Origin of the sequence: Shewanella baltica (assembly GCF_900456975.1) — a bacterium.
Classification (GTDB): Bacteria; Pseudomonadota; Gammaproteobacteria; order Enterobacterales; family Shewanellaceae; genus Shewanella; species Shewanella baltica.
In genome coordinates, this window is the sequence record NZ_UGYM01000002.1 from 4,519,461 (window position 1) to 4,540,865 (window position 21,405).

Here is a 21,405-nt window from a genome sequence, read left to right on the forward strand (position 1 = left end):
GCTTCCAGCTGGCTAGGGCTGCGTATTCTACGCATTTCCCGTTTCGCGTCAAGGAGTTTTTTCAACTTCTTGCTGCGATTGAATTAAGTGCCATTCTCAACAGAGAGTAAGCCATTCAATTCAACCTAACTCGCCAGCTTGCTTTCGCTGTCTGCCGTGTCAGTGGATGCGCATTATAGGGAGCAGGAGATTTTGTGCAACCCCTATTTTAAGGAAATTTGCAGTTAATTCATATTCTTCAAGCTAGCCACATGATACTAACTACTTACCCCCAAAGTTATCCACAAAATAGCGTTTTCTCTGCAGTTCTACCTCATATTTTGGGGATGTACTGCATTAAGGCGAAGAGATTTACGCATAGATTCTATAAATTTTAGATAAGGATAACGACTGCTCGAACCGGAATATCTCCTCCCAACTCTTATATAGAGCCATAAATGGAATATAACGGGGAGCAATATAGATGACGCGCTAACACATTCGGCGATAAAGATACTTTAGCTATATAGTCATAGTCGCGCCTTCATCCCATCGCCATAGTAAAGCCGAAATGTAGTGATGTGATGGACGCCTCAGCACCTAAGCTTGCAGTATTATGCCAAGCTTGAAGCTGACAAATAGTTCTGGAGGTTTCCATCATGGATATTAAAGTTATTGGTATCGATTTAGCCAAAAATGTTTTTCAAGTTTGTGTTTGTCTTATGGATAACTCAGTCATGACTAACAAAAAGGTTAACAGAAACAAGCTGCTCGATAAAATTAGACAATTCTCCGAAGGTAGTCTTATTGCTATGGAGGCCTGTGGTACGGCGCATTACTGGGGAAGACAATTTCAAGCTCTTGGTTATCAAGTGCAATTGATCCCTGCTCAACATGTTAAGCCATTTGTTGCAAACCAAAAGAATGATGCCAACGATGCCCTCGCTATATGCGAAGCGGTTTTCAGACCTAATATCCACATGGTTCCAGTTAAAACTGTTGAGCAACAAGACATTAAAGCATTACGTTGTGTACGTAGTCGTCTCGTTCAAAATCGAACCGCCATGGTCAATCAAATTCGAAGCCTAGCGAGCGAGTCTGGTGTGATCTTCTCTGTCGGCAGGTTGCAATTACAAGCGTCACTTAGCCGTATTTTAGCAAATAATGAGCATGAACTGTCTCATACGCTTCATTACCTGTTAAAACTTTTATATGAAGATTTATGTGTTTTAAATGAGAGAATTAATCAAATCGAGCGCGACATTAAAGCGCTATGTCAAATCCAACCTCGCTACAATGCATTGCTGTCGATCCCTGGCTTTGGACCATTAGTCACAGCAAGCTTTATGAGTGAATTAGGTTCGGGTCATCAATTTAAAAATGGCCGGCAATTATCTGCATGGTGTGGCTTAGTGCCATCGCAATCGAGTTCTGGTGGAAAAGTTCGACTAGGATCGATCACGAAAAATGGCAGCTCAGAACTACGTGTTTTACTCATCCATGGCGCCAGAGCCGTTGGCCGATTTGCGAGCAAACGTGATGATAGACTTGGGCGATGGTTTAATGCACTTGCGTTAAGGCAAGGTCGACACAAAGCCGTTGTCGCATTGGCCAATAAAATAGCGCGTATAGGATGGCGGATCCTCACGAGTAACGATAATTTCGACGTTAATAAAGCGTTTGCGTAAGACGTTAAGCATCACGTAAAAGTTTACATGCACTGATGAATAAACGGTCAACCGTACCTATTAGAGCCTGACTTGACCAAGGCATTAAATGCCGATGTAGTGATAAGGTAATAGGTTTCGGATTTACATCATGGCGCGGGTAAAAAGCCTATTTAGACGCCGAATATATGGTAGTGAACCAATCATTCAAAAGTGTTGTAAAAGCTGAGGCGTCCATATATGGTCAAGTAAAATTGGCCACGGTTTTAGAGTCATTCCAATATAAACGTTCTGACTCATTTGGCGTTAACCCACCATTATATTGATGGGGTCTGGTCTCACTGTAATATCCAGTGATGTAATTTGTGATCTCTTTATCTGCTTCTGTAAAATTCCCATAACCACTGGCGGGTATCCACTCAGATTTCAAACTTCTAAAGAAACGCTCCATTGGTGCGTTATCCCAACAATTCCCGCGACGACTCATACTTTGCTCAATCTGAAGACGCCATATTAATTGTCTGAATTTCAAGCTCGTGTAATGTGAACCTTGATCGCTGTGATATATCACATTCTCAGGCTTACCCCTTAACTCAAATGCCATTTTCAAAGCTTTACAGGTCAGCTCACTATCTGGTGATAATGACAAAGCCCATCCAACAGGTTTGCGGGAAAATAAGTCTAAAACAACGGCTAGATAGGCCCAACGATTACCGACCCAAACATACGTCACGTCGCCACACCACACTTGATCTGGTTGAGTTACTGCAAATTGTCGATTAAGCGTATTGGGGATTGCAACATGCTCTTGTGTCGCTTTCCGATAAGAATGCTTAGGCTGCTGACAGCTTAATAACCCAAGCTTTTTCATTAGATTACGGGCTCGATAACGACTGAGGCCAATCCCTTTGTTAGTCACTAATTGCGCTATCGTTCGCGCACCGGCAGAGCCATGACTAATACGATGTGCGGCCTTCACTTCACTGCATAAAATAGTAAAGTCTGCATCAATATGTTCTTTTCTTTTTAGCCAATACTTATAGCTACTTCGATGCACTTTGAATGCATTACAAATTGTGAGAATAGAGTGGCTCTGCTTGAGTGCGCTGATTAGCGTAAATTGTTCATCGAGTCTGACATCAAGAGAGCGGTAGCCTTTTTTAGGATAAGATTGTGCTCCTCAAGACGAGCTATTTGCTTCTTCAGCTCACGGATTTCAATTTGTTCAGGGGTAATCGGAGATGCTTTTGGTATGCCACCCTGGCGTTCTAGTTTTAACTGTCTCACCCATTTATCCATAGTGGATTTACCTACGTTCATCGCCTTTGCAGCTTCGATGATGCTATGGTTTTTATCGAGGACTAATTGGGCTGCTTCAAGTTTGAATTCAGCACTAAATGTTTTTCTGGTTGTCGATCTCATGTGTTCACCTAAAGTCATCTACGAGGTAATAATATCACCTCTATTTAGGTGGCCAAAATTAGTGTGCCACTACAAAATGACTTAATCAGGGACAGGGAGAGATCTCTTTAATACTTATTAGGTAACTAGCTATATAAGTAGCAGTGTAAGTAACTGTCATAAGTATGGCAGAGATCATTCGACTCTATTCAGCTTGATCCATTACCGAGAGAGCGGATTAGCTCGCACTCCAGAGTAACTGTCCACAGTCGGTAAGATCATAGCCACCCAGTAGCGCCGCCATTTGCCTCGAGTGGCCGCTCGCCAACATAGTAAAGAGTTGTTGAAGCTGACGACGGAAGTAAATGCTTTGCGGCATAACGAAATCGAAGGACTCTTTTATCAGTGGCACGAAACTCAAACCACTCTCCAATGCCACAGATTGACAGCCAAAACCTATATCGGCATCACCACGGGCGATATAACCTGCCAGCTCGCGTTCACTATAGGCCGTCAGCACGACATTAAGTTGATCTAAGCGAGCGCCTTGCTTTAACAACCAATGTTCTAAATGTTGCTGGCTACCCGCGCCGCCCTGACGACTCACCCAACGCCAAGGTAAGTTCACGACTTTATCTTCCTCTTGGCATCTGTGGTGCATATCGGCACGCATGATCAACCCTTGTTGACGGGAGTAACCGTGCACCATGATCCATTGTTGATGATTGTTATACCCTTTAAGTAAGGCTGGATGACGGATATTGCGATCCTCCATGCTGCCCCAGTGTAAGGTACACACATCGGCATAACCTTTAGCGAGTAACTCTAATCCTAAGCGTGAACCTGTCGCGCTGTAGCTTATCAACTCACGACTACCAACTTGTGCCATCAAGCGCGCCACCAGCATAGATAAGAGTGGATCGTCACTGCCGGTGATCAACAAACGGTCGGTGAGCATACCACTGTGGCACGAATCCATCACCCAGCGGTCGATTAACACTTTCGGGAATAGCCATTTACCGGTGATTTTAGTGGCGGGGAGAATTCTGTCGTTGGCCATGGCGTAGACTTTTTTCTCGTTAAGATCTAAATACTCGGCCACTTGCTTCGCGCTCATGTAAACCAATTCACTGGCAGACGTCATCTTGTTTCCTTGTCTTATTCTTTATTACTGCATGCAAGTCTAAGCATTACTGTCTTAGCTCACTTGGGGCTAAGGAGCGGTATTGGCATCAAATTGCAGATTTTCACTGCCGTGATACACCAAAAAGTGTCGACCTTTAGCGCGGGCGATAATAGTAATGCCTAACTGCTGCGCCAGTGCTAAGCCCATCTGAGTCACGCCGCTACGTGATAGCAAAATGGGGATCCCCATCTTGGCGACTTTAATCACCATTTCAGAGGTTAAGCGGCCTGTGGTATAGAATATCTTGTTATCACCACGATCCTGCGTCAGCCACATATCCCCTGCCAAGGTATCAACGGCATTATGGCGGCCGACATCTTCAACGAAGGCCATAATCTTATCGTCTTCGCACAAACCACAGCCATGCACAGCGCCGGCATTCTTATAGGTTTCGTTATATTCGTTGATATTTTTCAATAAGCTATACAGCGTACTTTGCTTCAAACTCGGAGTGGGTAAATTGATGTTATCTAGATCCTGCATGAAACTGCCATAAACCGTGCCTTGACCACAGCCTGACGTCACGGTTTTTTCGGAGAGTTTCTCGTCGAGATCGGCAGTTTGTTCACGGGTAACCACAGCCGCAGAACTCACATCCCAATCGACGATGACAGAGTCCAGCAGGCTCACATCCGAAATAAAGCCTTGGTTCTTAAGATAACCTAACGCCAGAGACTCAGGTTTTGCCCCTAGTGTCATCAGCGTCACTATCGGACGCCAGTTTAAATAAACGGTAAGTGGACGTTCGCAGGCGACAAATTTATCCAGCACTTCCCCAGCTTCATTCACTGCTTTTACGGCAATGGTTAACGGTACTTCCGCTTGGGTTCTCACAAAAGAACACTGATGATGAGGCTTCTGAGTGGGGTTAGCTGCCGCTACTTCTTTATCTGTGCCCATGCTGTTTTCCGAAATCATAATGCTACCGCTTAACGAGTCATGGCCTGAGCATAGCAATATTTATACCTAGGTATAAAACTCGGGTTTAAATGCGTGATCTGCCGCAATGCTGATTTTTCATTAGCCCTTTTATGTCCCAAACAAAACCCAGCATTGGACAAAATGTCCACTTTTGAGGGGGTTTTTGATGATCTAGTTCAAACTAATACCCCATGTTTACTGGCACCAATATTGCAGTGACCTTTTATCGCAATTTGTTGGTAAAACCGATCCGTTCGATCTACGGTTCGTCCATCAACACGGCTGAGACGGAGAGACAATGCAACATACAACGAATGTTTGGCCCATGTACGTTTCACTTAAAAAAGTAGAGAAACAAGTTGGCCGCTGGACCTCAGTACAATGGGAAATTGAACACTTACTTCCCGCCACCCATCAAGCCCCAGACGACGCAACCTTAGTGCTCCTCGAACTGCACAAAGACGAACGCGCCAGCTATCGCCTCAATCTCGATGTAGACAACGCTATGCTGTATTTAGTGTGCGATGAAACGGCCGATGGCACTTGGATACCCGCAGCACTGTCGGCAGACCAAAACGTCGCCGCTGGTTGTCTTGAGGGCAATACCCCTGTTATCAACCTACTGATGCCAGAAGCAATAGCTTGCTGGATTGAAGCCTTTATTACCCAGCATGGCGAAGTCGAAATCGCCGCCCATCGCCGTAAGCATGTCGATGGCCGTAAGAATCAAGGCCCGAGTCACGATCCACTTCGGAGGGACTAATGGCTGAATCCACGCAAAAAACGGCTGGGCTACTGAGTCGCTGGAACCAGCGTCGCGAACAAGTCGCCGCTGAACAAGCGCGAGAAACTCAAGAAGAAGCCGCGCCTCAAGCGCCGATCGCGACCGAAGCCACTGTGGCAGTTGAGTCGCTTAATCCCACAGAACCCGCAGTAGAGTCCAATACTGCCGAACATGACGATCCGAATCGCATGCTCACGGCGGCGGATTTACCCAATCCCGACGAAATTGAAATTGGCGGCAGCTTTGCGAGTTTTATGGGCGCGAATGTCGATCCGGCGGCGAAATCTGCGGCGCTGCGAGCACTGTGGAAACAACCACATTTCAACGAGATAGATGGGCTTTTAGAATATGCGCTCGATTACAGTAATCAGCCCAAACTCAGCGCCGAAGTTTCAGCAGAATTAGCGCAAAAAGTCTTCCGCTACATCACCAAAGACAGCGAAACGCCGGATGAAGAGTCAGCCTTAGCCAAACAAGCTGCAGAAACTAATCCATCCGCTAGTCTTGATGTAAGCGAAACCACGACTCAAGCAGTCGAAACCGAATTGGCAGCAGAGCCGATAGCGGACAATTTGGATGGGGAGACTGATGACCTACCCCAAAATGCACCAGAGCCCTCGGCTCAGGTTCAAACCCGAGTTGTTTAACGTCAGTTTAGCTAATTTTAATGTCCGTAACTTTGGTATGTGAATTGCTGTACTAAGACATAAAAAAGCTTAGATAAAAGCAGAAAAGGCAATGACTTACTTATCACCAGCCGCCTAAATCTGCCCAGATACAGTAAAACAAGAAACAGCCAAAGTACTGTTCAGGAACGCAATGTGAGCACTCATTTGATGACCAATCAAACCCAAGAAGCGTTAAAACAAGCGCGGCAACAGGTGTTAGCGCAAACTCAGATGCTGCAGAATCTGATCCCGCCGACCGTCAGCTACACCACCGAAGGCAATGTCCTCATTATCGGCCCAGAAGATCTGGCTCGCCTTGCCGCAGACAAATTGTCCACTATGGCTCATCGCGTGATTTTAGCCAATGAAGCCATTACCAGCCAAGATGAAGCGCATCTTGAGCGCGTGATGGCGGCGGCAACCGATGTCGAAAGTTACTACAACAAACTCATTGGCGTAAAAGGCTTTTTAGGCCAATTTCAAGTCAGTGTTGAACATCAAGATGGCGCGGCCGAACTCAGTTTAGTGTCGATTCGTAAACCCCATTTCGATATCGTGCTCGATTTGAGCAGCACAGCTTGTTTGAACTTAGAAATGCTGCCACCCGGTTATTTCTATGTCGGCCAAGACACTGAGAAACTCGAAGATGCCCTCGCGCAAATTCCCGATCTCGTCGGCCAATTCGATAAGCCTCGCTACGTCAAAATCAACCCAGATATTTGTGCCCATGACCGCAATGGCATCAATGGTTGTAATCGTTGCCTTAACTTTTGCCCAGCCGATGCGATTAGTAGCGTGGCGAAGAAAATTGAAATCGACCCATACCTTTGCCACGGCGCGGGCAGTTGTACCAGCGCTTGTCCAACGGGTGCCATCAGTTACGATTTACCGACGCCGCAGGCCTTACATTCATATCTGAACAAAGTCGTTAGTCGTTTCCGCGAGCAAGCCCAAACCGCACCGGTGATATTGTTCCACGATAATGCCGTCGGCGCCGACTTTATTACCGACGATCTAGCGGGTGATATTATCCCCGTCGCCTTAGAAGAAATTACCGTTGCCAGCTTAGATCACTGGCTGTCGGTACTCGCATGGGGCGCGCGCCAAGTGCTGCTCCTTAATACCGACGCCACGGCGCCAACTCTTACGCAAATGCTTAAAGGCGAACTTTCTTTAGCCAACAGTATTTTAGATGAGATGGGTCAGCCGCAACGTATCAGCCTCATCGACCCAAGCATGCTTGCCGATTTAGATGCGATGCTCGATATCAGCTTAGATTGGCCCGTGATCGTGCCCGCTGCATTTGCCTCGACCACTAAACGCAACACACTATTTGAAGCGATAGATCATCTCAATAGCCAAGCGGGTGAAATCGATACTTGCCTTAGCCTCAACAACATTCCCTTTGGCAAAGTCAGCGTGAATGTCGAAAAGTGCACTATGTGTATGTCCTGCGTGGCGATTTGTCCAACCGTGGCATTGCAAGATGGCGGCGACAAACCTGCACTACACTTTATTGAGCAAAACTGCGTGCAATGCGGCTTATGTGAAGCGGCCTGTCCTGAAAAAGTGATAAGCCTAACGCCACAAATTAATTTTGATAAAGCTGCTCGTCAGCAACAACACACCCTGAAAGAAGAAGCTCCCTTCGAATGTATTCGCTGCGGCTCTCCTTTTGCGACCCAATCTATGGTGCATCGGATGCTGGATATGGTCGGCGCGCACAGCGCATTTTCTGCCAATATTGAGCGCTTGAAAATGTGTGGCGACTGCCGGGTAAAAGACATGTTTGAAGACATTCTTCAAGATCCTGAAAAGCAACTGCGATAAGAGATCCGCTATGACCGAATCAGTAAGACAAGTTTCAGAAAACGATCAGTTGAGAGCCGATATCTATCAACTGTTAGCCGCCCTATTGCGCCGTCAGCCGAGTCCTGAACTGCTGCAATTTTTGGCCAATCTTGAAATCGATGCCAATGAAGACAACGAGATGACCAAAGCTTGGTTATCACTCCAACTTGCCGCCCAGCAGTTCAGCGATGAACAGCTTGAAGACGAGTATTTTGCGCTATTCCTCGGCGTAGGCTCTGGTGAAATCCTGCCCTATGGCAGCTGGTTTATGACAGGCTCCTTAATGGACAAACCGCTGGCATTACTGCGCCAAGACCTAATGCAACTTGGATTTGAACGCGAAGACAACGTCAAAGAACCCGAAGATCATGTAGCCGCCCTGTGTGAAGTGATGGGAACCCTGATTCTAGAAGCGCCGAGCTATCGCCAACTGGCTTTTTACCAACGCCATATCGGCAGTTGGATTGGCCGCTTCTGCGACAACTTAGCTAAGGCGCCCAGCGCTGCGTTTTACGCGACTGTCGCCCAGCTAGCAAAAGCCTTCTTTGAAATGGAAGCCAGTGCCTTTGAACAATTGAGCTTAGATATTCCTGTCAATTGCCCAGGCAGCGCCGACCTACAACCGGCCACCAGCGATTTAGCAAAACCAGTGGAATTAATGAACTAAGACTAAGCTTAATAATAGCGCGACATGTGCGCGCTAGATATCAGTGCTAAATGGATTGAAACAGCGAAGGTGAAATCACACGCACCTTAGCAACAATAACGAAAGCTTAGGCTTTCACAATAACCGAGGTGGTCGCCGTTTGTGCCACCTTATCCCGCAACACAAGGAGACACTATGAAGAAGCCAGCTTCCGACATGGGCCGTCGTCAATTGCTCAAAGCATTGGCACTCGGCAGTGCGGCAGGCGCAGTGGTAACCGTGAGCAGTCAGGCGTTAGCCTCGACAAAAACGGCAGCAACCACAGAGCCTAAGAGTGAGAACTACCGCGAAACCGACCATATCCGTAACTATTATGCGTCGTTGAACAACTAACCAGAGGAGAGTGTGTGATGCGATTAACCCGCAAAACAGACCAGGTTGTCGAATCTAAAGCGCCAGCACTGGGTCTCAATCGTCGTCAGTTCTTAAAATCGGCAGGTCTTGCCACAGGTGGCATCGCTGCGGCGTCCATGCTGGGCACAGGCATGATGCGTAAAGCACAAGCCCAAGAAGACATAGGCCACAATGTTCCCACCGAAGTTAAACGTACCATCTGTTCTCACTGTGCCGTCGGTTGTGGTGTATATGCAGAAGTACAAAACGGCGTGTGGACAGGTCAAGAACCGGCATTTGACCATCCCTTTAACCAAGGCGGACACTGCGCGAAAGGTGCGGCACTGCGTGAGCACGGCCACGGTGAAAAACGCCTGAAATACCCAATGAAGTTAGAAGGCGGCAAGTGGAAAAAGATCTCTTGGGATCAAGCGATTAATGAAGTCGGCGACAAGATGGAAGCGATTCGTCAAGAGTCAGGTCCAGATTCCGTTTACTTTATGGGCAGCGCCAAGTTTTCGAACGAACAAGCTTATTTATATCGCAAATTAGCGGCACTGTGGGGCACGAACAACGTCGACCATTCAGCCCGTATTTGTCACTCTACCACGGTAGCCGGTGTTGCTAACACTTGGGGCTACGGTGCGCAAACCAACTCGATTAACGATATCCGCCACACTAAGTGCATCATGTTTGTGGGTTCAAACCCAAGTGAAGCGCACCCAGTGGCAATGCAACATATTCTAGTCGCCAAAGAACGCGGCGCGAAAGTGATTGTTGTTGATCCACGTTTCACCCGTACTGCAGCGAAATCTGACGAGTACGTGCATATCCGCCCAGGTACAGATATCCCCTTCATTTATGGCCTGTTATGGCACATTTTTGAAAACGGCTGGGAAGATAAAGAGTTTATCAAACAACGCGTATACGGCATCGAGCGTATCCGTGAAGAAGCCAAAAAATACACCCCAGAAGAAGTTGAACTGGTTGCAGGCGTGCCTAAGGCGCAAATGTACCGTGTGGCTAAAATGCTGGCCGAAACGAAACCCGGCACTATCGTTTGGTGTATGGGCGGTACTCAGCACCACGTCGGTAATGCCAACACCCGTTCATACTGTATTTTACAGTTAGCCCTTGGCAACATGGGTGTTTCTGGTGGCGGTACTAACATCTTCCGTGGTCACGATAACGTGCAAGGCGCGACTGACTTTGGTTTGTTATTCGACAACTTACCCGGTTACTACGGCTTAACGACTGGCGCGTGGGCTCACTGGTCAAATGTATGGGATCTCGATCCTAAATGGATTGCCAGCCGTTTCGACCAAGGTGAATACCTAGGCCAAACACCACAAACCTCAGCCGGTATTCCTTGCTCTCGCTGGCACGATGGGGTGTTAGAAGATAAAACCAAAATTGCGCAGAAAGACAATATCCGTCTGGCGTTCTTCTGGGGACAATCGGTTAACACTGAAACCCGTGGTCGTGAAGTGCGTGAAGCATTGAACAAGATGGATACTGTGGTTGTGGTCGATCCTTTTCCAACCATGGCAGGTGTTATGCACCAACGTAAAGACGGTGTGTATCTATTGCCTGCGGCGACGCAATTCGAAACCTATGGTTCAGTATCGGCCTCAAACCGTTCGCTCCAATGGCGTACTAAAGTCATCGAGCCACTGTTTGAGTCTCTGCCCGATCACATCATCATGTATAAGTTCGCTAAAAAATGGGGCGTTGAAAAAGAATTCTGTAAGCACATTCAAGTGAATGGCGAAGAGCCTTTGATTGAAGATGTGACCCGCGAATTCAATACCGGTATGTGGACTGTGGGTTATACAGGTCAAAGCCCTGAGCGTTTGAAAATGCACCAAGAAAACTGGGGCACTTTCGATGTCAATAATCTAACAGCACCCGGCGGCCCAGCTAAGGGTGAAGTCTACGGTTTACCTTGGCCATGTTGGGGTACACCAGAGATGAAACATCCTGGTACCCAGATCCTGTACGATCAATCAAAACACGTGAAAGACGGTGGCGGTAACTTCCGTGCCCGTTACGGTGTTGAGCACGATGGCGTCAACATTCTTGCCGAAGGTTCTTTCTCTAAAGGCAGTGAAATTCAAGATGGTTATCCTGAATTCTCCGCCGACATGCTCAAGCAATTGGGTTGGTGGGATGAACTCACAGATGCAGAGAAAAAACGCGCCGAAGGCAAAAACTGGAAGACTGACATTTCTGGTGGCATCCAACGTGTTGCGATCAAGCATGGCTGTATTCCCTATGGCAACGCTAAAGCCCGTTGTATCGTTTGGACTTTCCCAGATGATATCCCGAAACATCGCGAACCACTTTACACTCCTCGTCGTGACTTAGTCGCCAAGTACCCAACCTACGAAGACCGTATGGTTGCGCGTCTGCCGACCTTGTATAAGTCAATCCAAGATAAGGACTTTACCCAAGGCTTCCCGCTGACGCTGACCTCTGGTCGTCTAGTGGAATACGAAGGCGGCGGTGAAGAATCCCGTTCTAACCCTTGGCTTGCTGAGCTGCAACAAGAAATGTTCATCGAGATGAACCCTGCGGATGCTGCGGATCGCGGCGTGCGTGACGGTGACAATGTCTTTGTACATGGCCCAGAAGGCGCCAAGATCACGGTTAAGGCTATGGTGACACCGCGCGTTATTGCCGGTGAATGTTTTATGCCATACCACTTTGCTGGTGTGTTTGAAGGCGAAAGCCTAGCGAAAAACTATCCTGAAGGCACAGTGCCTTACGTGATAGGCGAATCGGCAAACACCATTTTAACTTATGGCTACGACGTTGTGACTCAGATGCAAGAAACTAAGTCCAGCTTGTGCCAGATCAGCAAAGCCTAACCTACTTGATGAGGAGATAAGCCATTATGGCAGTCATGAAATTTCTGTGTGACACCAAGCGCTGCATCGAGTGTAACGGTTGTGTCACTGCATGTAAGAACGAAAACGACTCCGCTCTCGAGTGGGGAATCCAACGTCGCCGCGTGGTGACGATTAACGATGGTCTACCTGGCGAAGCCTCTATTTCAGTGGCATGTATGCACTGTACTGACGCTCCCTGCATGGCCGTATGTCCGGCAGATTGTTTCTACCGTACCGAAGACGGCATAGTGCTACACAACAAAGATACCTGTATCGGTTGTGGTTATTGCTTCTATGCTTGTCCATTTGGTGCACCGCAATTCCCGAAAAAGACTGCCTTTGGTAGTCGTGGCAAGATGGACAAGTGTACTTTCTGCGCCGGTGGCCCAGAAGAAACCTTCTCCGAAGCCGAGCGTAAAAAATACGGCGCCAACCGTATTGCTGAAGGCAAGTTACCTATGTGTGCTGAGCTTTGTTCGACAAAAGCCCTGCTCGCGGGTGATGCGGAAGTAGTATCCAATATCTACCGTCAACGTATGGCCTCTCGTGGCAATCCTAACGTGATTTGGGGTTACAACCCCAAGACAGGTGAGATTAACTAAGCAGAGCGAGGGTTAGGGAGTCATCCCTAACCTCTGGCAAGGAGTGAAAATGTTAAACAAACAGTTAAACAAATCACTGCGCAGTCTGTTTGCTCTGTTGGTGCTCGTCATGGGATTGGGATTAGGTTCAGTAATGAGCGCAAGCCCAGTACACGCAAGTGATCAGCAATCGAGTCAACAACAGGCGAAAGCGCAAACCAGCGATGCCGATCTTTGGCGGGCGGTAAAAGCAGGCGATGCCGGCTATACCACTGCCAAAGGGATAGATACTGGGGTGTTGATTAACGTTGCCGGTAACCAAGGTAAAGAACTGAGAAACCAATATCTAACCCCGATTATGGCGTTGGCCGTTGTCGGTGTGTTCGGGGCTTTTTTATTGTTTTATCTGGTGAATGGTCCATCAAAACTCAGCAAGGGCTTTTCAGGCAAGTTAGTGGCGCGTTGGTCTAAGGCGGATCTGTGGATCCACTGGATCATGGCGAGCAGCTGCCTGACACTGATGTTTACCGGTTTAACCATAATGTTAGGTAAGCATGTTGTTCAGCCAATGTTAGGGCCTGATCTGTGGGCACCATTGATCTACGGCAGCAAAACCATCCACGATTGGGCAGGTCCCATCTTTATCGCGGCTTGGGCTGTCTGTGTGGTGAAATGGATGCCGCTACAAACCTTCAAGATGTATGATTTGAAATGGTTTTTAGTGGTCGGTGGTTATATCAACTTTGGTCCATTCAAAGGTAAACACCCTGACAGTGGTTTTGCTAACGCTGGTGAAAAAATGTGGTTCTGGACCCTGATGTTATTTGGTTTATTCATCAGTGTTTCAGGCATCATGTTGGTATTACCTGGCTTAGACTTGCCGCGTGAAGCCTCCATGGGCGCGCTACTGATCCACTCTATCAGCGCCATTATTCTGATTGCCTTTACCATAGTGCATATTTGGATGGCGACCGTACTCAGCGAAGGCGGTATGGAGTGTATGAAGTCAGGCTATTGTGATGAAAACTGGGCAATCCAGCACCACAATCTCTGGTATGACGAAATCAAAGCCAACGGCAACTTAAAGTATAAAGACTAAGTTAAACCGCAGCTTTTAGGTCCTTAAAACACCCCGCCATGCGGGGTGTTCTTTTATCAGCACTTCATTAGATAATACAAAAACTTAACACCTGAAACTCAGTGATACAAAAAGCCGCCAACTCCCTGCTCCCAAGGGAGTTGCGAAACTATGAGCGAGTTAACGCTTTAAGAGAACGGCAGCCGATTTCAACACTGCAAACTGTCCTAGATCAATTCCTACTCAACCCTTTCCTACTATATTGCCGTCACGCGCGATGATTGATGGCAAACAAGATGATTTCATTATCTTTCCCACCGCTAATCTTCACTTTTTGATAACAAGATAAACCCCACAAAAAGCCGTGCGATCTCAAAACTAAACCCTAATTTCAGGAGTCAGCATGAAGCAGCAACCCAGCGATTTATCTCGCCGATCTTTGCTCAAAGCGCTCACCGTCGGCAGCGTAGCGGGTGCCACGATTGCCGCAACCGGCATGAGCGTGGCACAGGCCAGCGAGAGCAGCAAGGTAACCACCAAAGCGTCAAAGGGTTACCACGAAACTGCGCACATCAGCAGCTATTACAATAGCTTGCGCAGCTAATCTAGGAGAAGTCAGCGATGAAGTTAACTCGCAAGTCTAGTGTCGCCCCAGTGGCAGACAAACCAGCGTTAGGCATTAGCCGTCGTCAATTTATGAAGCACGCAGGTATCGCCACCGGTGGTATTGCGGCGGCATCACTAATGGGCACAGGCATGATGCGTCGCGTCGAAGCCAAAGAAGTGCCACATGATGCCCCTATCGAAGTCAAACGTACTATTTGTAGTGCCTGCGCCGTCGGTTGTGGTCTGTATGCCGAAGTACAAAATGGCGTATGGACGGGTCAAGAACCTGCATTCGATCATCCCTTCAACGCCGGTGGTCACTGCGCTAAAGGTGCGGCACTGCGTGAGCATGGCCATGGCGAAAAACGCCTGAAATACCCAATGAAATTGGTTGATGGCAAGTGGAAAAAAATCTCTTGGGAAGATGCGATTAACGAAGTGGGCGACCAAATGCTCAACATTCGTAAAGAATCCGGCCCAGACTCAGTGTACTTCATGGGTAGCGCTAAATTCTCAAACGAAGGTTGCTACATGTACCGCAAACTGGCGGCCATGTGGGGCACAAACAACGTCGACCATTCAGCTCGTATTTGTCACTCTACCACGGTAGCCGGTGTTGCTAACACTTGGGGCTACGGTGCGCAAACTAACTCCTTTAACGATATCCAAAACGCGAATGCGATTTTCTTTATCGGTGCTAACCCTGCAGAAGCCCACCCAGTGGCGATGCAACATATTCTGATCGCTAAAGAAAGAAACAACGCTAAGTTGATCGTAGTTGATCCACGCTTCTCTCGTACCGCGGCGCATTCAGATCTGCACTGTGCATTGCGTCCAGGTACTGATATTCCTTTTATCTACGGTATGTTATGGCACATTTTTGAAAACGGTTGGGAAGATAAAACCTTTATCCAACAACGTGTTTTCGAGATGGACACCATTCGCGCCGAAGCGAAAAAGTTCCCACCTAAAGAAGTGGAAAACATCACAGGCGTGAGCGAAGCCGAGGTTTATCAAGCCGCGAAACTCATGGCTGATAACCGCCCAGGTACTGTGATCTGGTGTATGGGTGGTACTCAACACCACGTAGGTAATGCCAACACCCGCGCTTACTGTATTCTGCAATTAGCGCTAGGTAACATGGGCGTGTCAGGCGGCGGAACGAACATTTTCCGTGGTCACGATAACGTACAAGGCGCGACTGACTTAGGTTTGTTGTTCGATAACTTACCGGGTTACTACGGCTTAACAACAGGTGCTTGGACCCACTGGACCCACGTGTGGGATCTAGACATGGAATGGATGAAAGGCCGTTTCGATCAAGGCACTTATCTTGGCCGTGAACCTATGACTACACCGGGTATCCCTTGCTCTCGCTGGCACGATGGTGTGTTAGAAGAAAAAGGCAAACTCGCGCAGCAAGATAACATTCGCATGGCGTTTTTCTGGGGACAATCGGTGAACACCGAAACCCGCCAACGTGATGTACGTGATGCTTTAGACAAGATGGACACTGTGGTGGTAGTCGATCCATTCCCAACTATGGCGGGTGTGATGCATCGCCGTAAGAATGGTGTTTACTTGCTACCAGCAGCGACACAGTTTGAAACTGAAGGCTCAGTTTCTAACTCTGGCCGCAGTCAGCAATGGCGCGAAAAAGTCATAGAGCCATTGTTTGAATCTAAAACCGATATCGAAATCATGTATCGCTTAGCGCAAAAACTCGGGTTTGCTGAGCAGTACACTAAACGCATCGCTAAAGAAAATGATTTGCCTGTGATTGAAGACATCACCCGCGAAATCAACCGCGGTATGTGGACCATAGGTATGACGGGCCAAAGCCCTGAACGCCTGAAACTACACACCCAAAACTGGGGCACCTTCAGCAACAAGACGCTGGAAGCCGCAGGCGGCCCAGCGAAAGGCGAAACCTACGGTTTACCTTGGCCATGTTGGGGCACGCCAGAAGCGAAACACCCCGGCACCCAAATTCTGTACGATCAATCCAAACACGTTAAAGACGGTGGCGGTAACTTCCGTGCCCGTTACGGCGTTGAATACAATGGCAAAAATCTATTGGCCGAAGGCTCTTTCTCTAAAGGTGCTGAAATCCAAGACGGTTATCCAGAGTTCTCCGACAAGCTGCTCAAGCAACTCGGTTGGTGGGATGATCTGACGGCGGCAGAAAAAGCCGAAGCCGAAGGCAGAAACTGGAAGACAGACTTGTCAGGCGGCATAGTGCGCGTAGCAATCAAGCATGGCTGTATTCCTTTCGGTAACGCTAAAGCCCGTTGTATTGTTTGGACTTTCCCAGACCAAGCGCCAGTTCACCGCGAACCTTTATACACGCCGCGTCGTGACTTAGTGGCCAAATACCCCACCTATGCCGACATGCAAGTGCACCGTCTGCCTACGCTGTATAAGTCAATCCAAGATAAAGACATGAGCGGCAAGTACCCACTGGTACTGACCTCAGGCCGTCTGGTTGAATACGAAGGTGGTGGTGAAGAATCTCGTTGTAACCCTTGGCTAGCTGAACTTCAACAGGAAATGTTTGTTGAGATAAGCCCTGCCGATGCTGCCGATCGCGGCATTCGTAACGGTGAAGACGTCTGGCTAGAAGGCGCCGAAGGTGGCCGTATTAAGGTACAAGCTATGGTGACGCCACGCGTTAAACCTGGCGTGACTTTTATGCCATATCACTTTGCGGGTGTGATGCACGGTGAAAGTTTAGCGCCTAATTATCCAGAGGGCACAGTACCTTACGTTATCGGTGAATCCGCTAACACTGCGCTGACCTATGGTTATGACCCTGTGACACAAATGCAGGAAACCAAGGCATCACTGTGTCAGATCGTTAAAGCGTAAGTGCAGCTTAAGCTAGGAGAATTGCCATTATGGCTACAATGAAATTTTTGTGTGATACCAAGCGCTGCATCGAATGTAACGGTTGTGTCACTGCCTGTAAAAACGAAAACGACTCCGCTCTCGAGTGGGGGATCCAACGCCGCCGCGTAGTGACCATTAACGATGGTCAACGTGGAGAAGCCTCTATCTCTGTCGCCTGTATGCATTGCTCAGATGCACCTTGTATGGCAGTTTGCCCAGCAAACTGCTTCTACAGAACCGACGACGGCATAGTGCTACACGACAAAGATGCCTGTATTGGTTGCGGTTACTGCTTGTACGCCTGTCCGTTTGGCGCACCACAGTTCCCGAAAAAAGGTGCCTTTGGTAGCCGTGGCAAGATGGACAAATGTACCTTCTGCGCCGGCGGCCCAGAAGAAAACCACTCAGAGGCAGAGCGCCAAAAATACGGTTCAAACCGTATTGCCGAAGGCAAACTGCCTATGTGTGCAGAACTGTGTGCGACAAAGGCCCTGTTAGCGGGTGATGCCGAAGTGGTTTCAAGCATCTTCCGTGAGCGTGTGGCTTATCGTGGTGCTAAAAACGCGGCTTGGAATTAATTCAGGTCAACAGGATCTGTCCACAGACTTAGCTTAGCGCCTATCTAGGTAGGCGCGACTAGGTGAGAGAGGATGTATGATGAACAAATGGTTCAAACACATAGGTTTAGCCATAGCACTGTTATTTAGTGCCGTGTGTATAGCCAATGGTGGTGATGAACTGGCGAATCAAGTTCAACAGTCTGATGCCCAAATTTGGGCACAACTGAAGGATGGTGCCACGGGATACACTACCTCCCAAAGTAAGTTTCATGCTCAACCCATCAATACCTATGATTTACGGGTATTAGAGCTACGTAGCGACTGGTTAGCGCCGGCCTTAATGGCAGCACTATTCGGCATGATCATTATCTTTGTTTTATTTATCAAGGTGAACGGCATCTCTAAGCTGCACCATGGTTTTTCAGGCAAGTTAGTGCATCGCTGGTCTAAGTTTGATGTTTCAATCCACTGGTTAGGCGCGATCCCGTGCTTACTGTTGATTTTAACCGGCTTAACCTTGCTGGCAGGTCGCTTCTTCTTCCAACCTTGGTTGGGCGAAGGTATCTGGGAAGCCATCGTCTACGGTGCGAAGCAAATCCATGACGTGATGGCGATTCCCTTCATGATAGGTTGGGCATTAATGACCACCCTCTGGGCGAAAAACCAGCTGCCAAAAATGTACGACGTAAAGTGGTTCTTAGTCGTGGGCGGTTACATTAACTTTGGCCCGTTTAAAGGTAAGCACCCAGACGCAGGTTTTGCGAACGCCGGTGAGAAAATGTGGTTCTGGGCCTTTGCCCTATTTGGATTAGTGATTTCGGCCTCAGGCATGTTGTTACTCTTCCCTAACCTATTCGAACCAAGCCGTACATTAAGCTTGATCGCACTCGTGCTGCACTCAGTGAGCGCTATCGTGATCTGTGCTTTTTCTATCGTACACATCTTCATGGCAACCGTAATGTCAGAAGGCGGTATGGAATGTATGATATCTGGCTACTGCGATGAAAACTGGGCAAGCCAACATCACAACCTGTGGTTTGACGAAATCAAAGCTAACGGCACCTTGAAATACAAAGACTAACTGCCATTGACTCGTCTCAACGCATAAAAGAAACCGTCGGTTTAACTAAAAACACCTCGCAGCGTCGAGGTGTTTTTCTTCATGCCAATATTGATACATTTTAAAACATTTACTCAATCTGTGATGTCGCTCACAAGCGGCAATACCTGTGTTGTTTCTATGTTTCGAAATTTAGGAGATTTGACAAATTATAAATTAAAAACAATAAGTTAGAATTCAACGTTATTTTGCAACTCAATATATAATCAACCCAGCGTTTGATTACATGCAACAATATGAAAACAAGTATTAATAAACAATGCCTTACGGCGTAATTTAAACAACCATCAATTTGCACCCTCTTATTTCGGGCTGTAAAATGACCATATTGTGTAATTTTATTACATCACCTCTTCTATCCGTTCTACATCCTTAAGGTCACTATGTTTAATAATGCTAAAACCAGCACTCTGACGGCTTTGCCCTCGGTGATCGCGAGTATTCTCCTCATCATCATAGGTATCTCATCCTATCGTAGCTTTACCGATCTCGGTGAAACTAGCCGTCGCTTAGTCAACAATACCCAACTGGCAGAAACCTTTACCAATATACGTGCTGAATTCTTTGAAATTCGTTTAGCGACGCTAGTCCATAATGAGAAAGGCATTACCGAACATCAACAGAACATTGGCCAGCTAGTCGCTAAACTCTCTGAGTTTGATACCAATTTCATGGGCCAAAATGCGCGTAACATTCAGACTTTACAGCCACAGATAGAGCAATATGTCCGTCTTTACCGACAAGAAGTTACGCTTGCTGAGCGCACCGCCACAGAAGCGGAATTAACTGAGGAACGTCGTGAACTTGGTCCTAAAGTCAGCGATCAAATTAATCAACTCGTTTCACTAATCACTATCCGTAACCATGAGTTAGGAACTCAGGCAGGAAGTAAGATTGCTATCGCAGAAAGCTTGTTACTAGGCCTGATCTTATTTGCCATCGTCGCCTCACTTCTCAGCGCGCTCTTTATGAGCAAACGCTTAGTCCGAATCGTCAATGACATTAAGCTGGTAATGGAACGCCTAGCCAATGGCGACCTGACACATAAGACAAACATAAAGGGTGACAACGAACTCTGCTCACTCGCCACAGATCTCGATCGCGTTATCGATAATCTACGCCATATCATCTCAGATATTACCCAAGCCTCAGATCACATGTCTGACCAAATTGGCCAACTGAATGTGCAATCCAATACTAATAGTGGTGCGCTACAAACTCACGCAGTTGAAACCGACCAAGTCGTAACGGCCATGACAGAAATGAGCGCGACTGCCCATAACGTTGCAGGTGATGCCGCGTCTGCAGCCCAGTTTACTCAGCAAGCCAATGAACAAGCTGATAAATCGAAGAAAGCCGTTGAACAGGCCGCCAACACTGTGATTGCCTTGGTGACTAAAGTCGATGTAGCAGCCGATGCGATTAATGATATGAACGAAAACACTCGTCATATCGCCGCGATTTTGAATGTAATAGGTGAAATTGCCGATCAGACCAATCTGCTCGCGCTTAATGCAGCCATCGAAGCCGCCCGTGCAGGTGAACAAGGTCGAGGCTTTGCTGTTGTCGCCGATGAAGTGCGTACACTGGCCGCTCGTACTCAAGCCAGTACATCCGAGATTAATCAGATGCTTGAACGTTTACGCCGCGGTGCCGATGCAGCCGTGACCGCAATGGAGCAAACCAAACACAGTTGCCAACAAGCCGCCGACACAACCACTCTGGTAACGGAAAACCTCGATACCCTGACCGCTTATGTGTTCGATATTAATGGGCTCAGCACTCAAATCGCCACCGCCGCCGAAGAGCAAAGCGCCGTGACCGAAGAAATAAACCGTAATCTGACCACCATTCGTGAAATGGTCGATGAACTGAATCAAAGCGGTAAAGCCACCCTTAACAGCGCTACAGCTTTAGCCGCGACGAAGGAACAACTCGTCGGCGTGGTATCGCATTTTAAGCTTTAAGTTTAGGTTCACTGAAAAAAGCTTTTAAATCTGCGGCCTAAGAACAAAAATTATTAGGCCGCAGATTTTTAGATCAGATATAAAGCGAGTCACGTACCTGCAATATAAATCGCAGCCAAGAAAACTAACCTATTATTCATACTGTATTTCTATAAAAATTATTTACCAAAAATGATTAAATTGATTTAGTGCCAAAAGTACTAAACCAATAATAAGA

17 protein-coding genes are annotated in these 21,405 nt (G+C 47.5%); 14 read left to right on the forward strand and 3 right to left on the reverse strand.

Translation table 11 applies throughout. The features are described from left to right. The first annotated feature begins 638 nt into the window (after nt 1–638). Entirely contained in the window at nt 639–1,667 is a 1,029-nt protein-coding gene (locus DYH48_RS20240) for an IS110 family RNA-guided transposase (RefSeq protein WP_115334145.1), read from the forward strand. A 223-nt stretch (nt 1,668–1,890) separates the two neighbouring features. On the opposite strand, the gene DYH48_RS20245 is transcribed toward DYH48_RS20240, so the two are convergent. The 3 genes from DYH48_RS20245 to DYH48_RS20255 all read right to left on the reverse strand — a co-directional run bounded on the left by DYH48_RS20245 (nt 1,891) and on the right by DYH48_RS20255 (nt 5,133). Continuing rightward, nucleotides 1,891–3,068, reverse strand: a protein-coding gene (locus DYH48_RS20245; protein WP_086012033.1) for an IS3-like element ISSba5 family transposase whose coding sequence is annotated in 2 segments (ribosomal slippage) — nt 1,891–2,810 and nt 2,810–3,068 — 1,179 coding nt in all. Because the reading frame shifts where the segments join, the coding sequence is not laid out codon by codon here. Between the two features lie 217 nt (nt 3,069–3,285). Further along, nucleotides 3,286–4,191: a substrate-binding domain-containing protein gene (locus DYH48_RS20250; RefSeq protein WP_006083558.1), complete on the reverse strand. Its 906-nt coding sequence runs from the start codon at nt 4,189–4,191 to the stop codon at nt 3,286–3,288. 69 nt (nt 4,192–4,260) lie between these two features. Further along, complete coding sequence (locus DYH48_RS20255; protein ID WP_081248409.1) at nt 4,261–5,133, reverse strand: formate dehydrogenase accessory sulfurtransferase FdhD; 873 nt, start codon at nt 5,131–5,133, stop codon at nt 4,261–4,263. 319 nt (nt 5,134–5,452) lie between these two features. Between DYH48_RS20255 and DYH48_RS20260 the strand changes: the two genes are divergently transcribed. From DYH48_RS20260 to DYH48_RS20320, 13 genes are all read left to right on the forward strand, one after another. After that, complete coding sequence (locus DYH48_RS20260; protein ID WP_006083560.1) at nt 5,453–5,917, forward strand: DUF3305 domain-containing protein; 465 nt, start codon at nt 5,453–5,455, stop codon at nt 5,915–5,917. Continuing rightward, nucleotides 5,917–6,585 carry a DUF3306 domain-containing protein gene (locus tag DYH48_RS20265; protein ID WP_115335753.1) on the forward strand — a complete coding sequence of 223 codons (669 nt, stop codon included), beginning with the start codon at nt 5,917–5,919 and terminating at the stop codon, nt 6,583–6,585. Before DYH48_RS20260 ends, DYH48_RS20265 begins: the two co-directional genes overlap by 1 nt. Nucleotides 6,586–6,774: 189 nt before the next feature. Beyond that, nucleotides 6,775–8,436, forward strand: coding sequence for a 4Fe-4S binding protein (locus DYH48_RS20270; protein ID WP_172481253.1), 1,662 nt, complete (start codon nt 6,775–6,777; stop codon nt 8,434–8,436). 10 nt (nt 8,437–8,446) lie between these two features. Beyond that, nucleotides 8,447–9,124, forward strand: a complete 678-nt coding sequence (locus tag DYH48_RS20275; protein ID WP_012090496.1) for a TorD/DmsD family molecular chaperone — start codon at nt 8,447–8,449, stop codon at nt 9,122–9,124. A gap of 174 nt (nt 9,125–9,298) precedes the next feature. Then, nucleotides 9,299–9,496, forward strand: a complete 198-nt coding sequence (locus tag DYH48_RS20280) for a twin-arginine translocation signal domain-containing protein (protein WP_006083564.1) — start codon at nt 9,299–9,301, stop codon at nt 9,494–9,496. 17 nt (nt 9,497–9,513) lie between these two features. Further along, complete coding sequence (locus DYH48_RS20285) at nt 9,514–12,366, forward strand: molybdopterin-dependent oxidoreductase (RefSeq protein ID WP_012090497.1); 2,853 nt, start codon at nt 9,514–9,516, stop codon at nt 12,364–12,366. Between the two features lie 26 nt (nt 12,367–12,392). After that, a complete protein-coding gene (gene fdh3B / locus DYH48_RS20290) occupies nt 12,393–12,989 on the forward strand; it encodes a formate dehydrogenase FDH3 subunit beta (RefSeq protein ID WP_006083566.1) in 597 nt (198 codons plus the stop codon). Nucleotides 12,990–13,038: 49 nt separating this feature from the next. Then, a complete protein-coding gene (locus DYH48_RS20295; RefSeq protein WP_006083567.1) occupies nt 13,039–14,067 on the forward strand; it encodes a formate dehydrogenase subunit gamma in 1,029 nt (342 codons plus the stop codon). A 382-nt stretch (nt 14,068–14,449) separates the two neighbouring features. Further along, nucleotides 14,450–14,650, forward strand: coding sequence for a twin-arginine translocation signal domain-containing protein (locus tag DYH48_RS20300; protein WP_012090499.1), 201 nt, complete (start codon nt 14,450–14,452; stop codon nt 14,648–14,650). Between the two features lie 17 nt (nt 14,651–14,667). Next, entirely contained in the window at nt 14,668–17,520 is a 2,853-nt protein-coding gene (locus DYH48_RS20305; RefSeq protein WP_006084533.1) for a molybdopterin-dependent oxidoreductase, read from the forward strand. 29 nt (nt 17,521–17,549) lie between these two features. Beyond that, entirely contained in the window at nt 17,550–18,119 is a 570-nt protein-coding gene (gene fdh3B / locus DYH48_RS20310; protein ID WP_115335755.1) for a formate dehydrogenase FDH3 subunit beta, read from the forward strand. Between the two features lie 79 nt (nt 18,120–18,198). Beyond that, on the forward strand, nt 18,199–19,182 hold the full coding sequence (locus DYH48_RS20315) for a formate dehydrogenase subunit gamma (RefSeq protein WP_115335756.1): 984 nt from the start codon (nt 18,199–18,201) through the stop codon (nt 19,180–19,182). Between the two features lie 422 nt (nt 19,183–19,604). Continuing rightward, nucleotides 19,605–21,188: a methyl-accepting chemotaxis protein gene (locus tag DYH48_RS20320; protein WP_012586478.1), complete on the forward strand. Its 1,584-nt coding sequence runs from the start codon at nt 19,605–19,607 to the stop codon at nt 21,186–21,188. Nucleotides 21,189–21,405 lie beyond the last annotated feature (217 nt).

What these genes read in the sequence shown, in the direction of transcription:
- DYH48_RS20305 (WP_006084533.1), top strand. Translation starts at nt 14,668, where the DNA reads ATGAAGTTAACTCGCAAGTCTAGTGTCGCCCCAGTGGCAGACAAACCA.
- DYH48_RS20265 (WP_115335753.1), top strand. Translation starts at nt 5,917, where the DNA reads ATGGCTGAATCCACGCAAAAAACGGCTGGGCTACTGAGTCGCTGGAAC.
- DYH48_RS20255 (WP_081248409.1), bottom strand. Translation starts at nt 5,133, where the DNA reads ATGGGCACAGATAAAGAAGTAGCGGCAGCTAACCCCACTCAGAAGCCT.
- DYH48_RS20275 (WP_012090496.1), top strand. Translation starts at nt 8,447, where the DNA reads ATGACCGAATCAGTAAGACAAGTTTCAGAAAACGATCAGTTGAGAGCC.
- DYH48_RS20315 (WP_115335756.1), top strand. Translation starts at nt 18,199, where the DNA reads ATGAACAAATGGTTCAAACACATAGGTTTAGCCATAGCACTGTTATTT.
- DYH48_RS20260 (WP_006083560.1), top strand. Translation starts at nt 5,453, where the DNA reads ATGCAACATACAACGAATGTTTGGCCCATGTACGTTTCACTTAAAAAA.
- DYH48_RS20320 (WP_012586478.1), top strand. Translation starts at nt 19,605, where the DNA reads ATGTTTAATAATGCTAAAACCAGCACTCTGACGGCTTTGCCCTCGGTG.
- DYH48_RS20285 (WP_012090497.1), top strand. Translation starts at nt 9,514, where the DNA reads ATGCGATTAACCCGCAAAACAGACCAGGTTGTCGAATCTAAAGCGCCA.
- DYH48_RS20240 (WP_115334145.1), top strand. Translation starts at nt 639, where the DNA reads ATGGATATTAAAGTTATTGGTATCGATTTAGCCAAAAATGTTTTTCAA.
- fdh3B (WP_006083566.1), top strand. Translation starts at nt 12,393, where the DNA reads ATGGCAGTCATGAAATTTCTGTGTGACACCAAGCGCTGCATCGAGTGT.
- DYH48_RS20270 (WP_172481253.1), top strand. Translation starts at nt 6,775, where the DNA reads ATGACCAATCAAACCCAAGAAGCGTTAAAACAAGCGCGGCAACAGGTG.
- fdh3B (WP_115335755.1), top strand. Translation starts at nt 17,550, where the DNA reads ATGGCTACAATGAAATTTTTGTGTGATACCAAGCGCTGCATCGAATGT.
- DYH48_RS20280 (WP_006083564.1), top strand. Translation starts at nt 9,299, where the DNA reads ATGAAGAAGCCAGCTTCCGACATGGGCCGTCGTCAATTGCTCAAAGCA.
- DYH48_RS20300 (WP_012090499.1), top strand. Translation starts at nt 14,450, where the DNA reads ATGAAGCAGCAACCCAGCGATTTATCTCGCCGATCTTTGCTCAAAGCG.
- DYH48_RS20295 (WP_006083567.1), top strand. Translation starts at nt 13,039, where the DNA reads ATGTTAAACAAACAGTTAAACAAATCACTGCGCAGTCTGTTTGCTCTG.
- DYH48_RS20250 (WP_006083558.1), bottom strand. Translation starts at nt 4,191, where the DNA reads ATGACGTCTGCCAGTGAATTGGTTTACATGAGCGCGAAGCAAGTGGCC.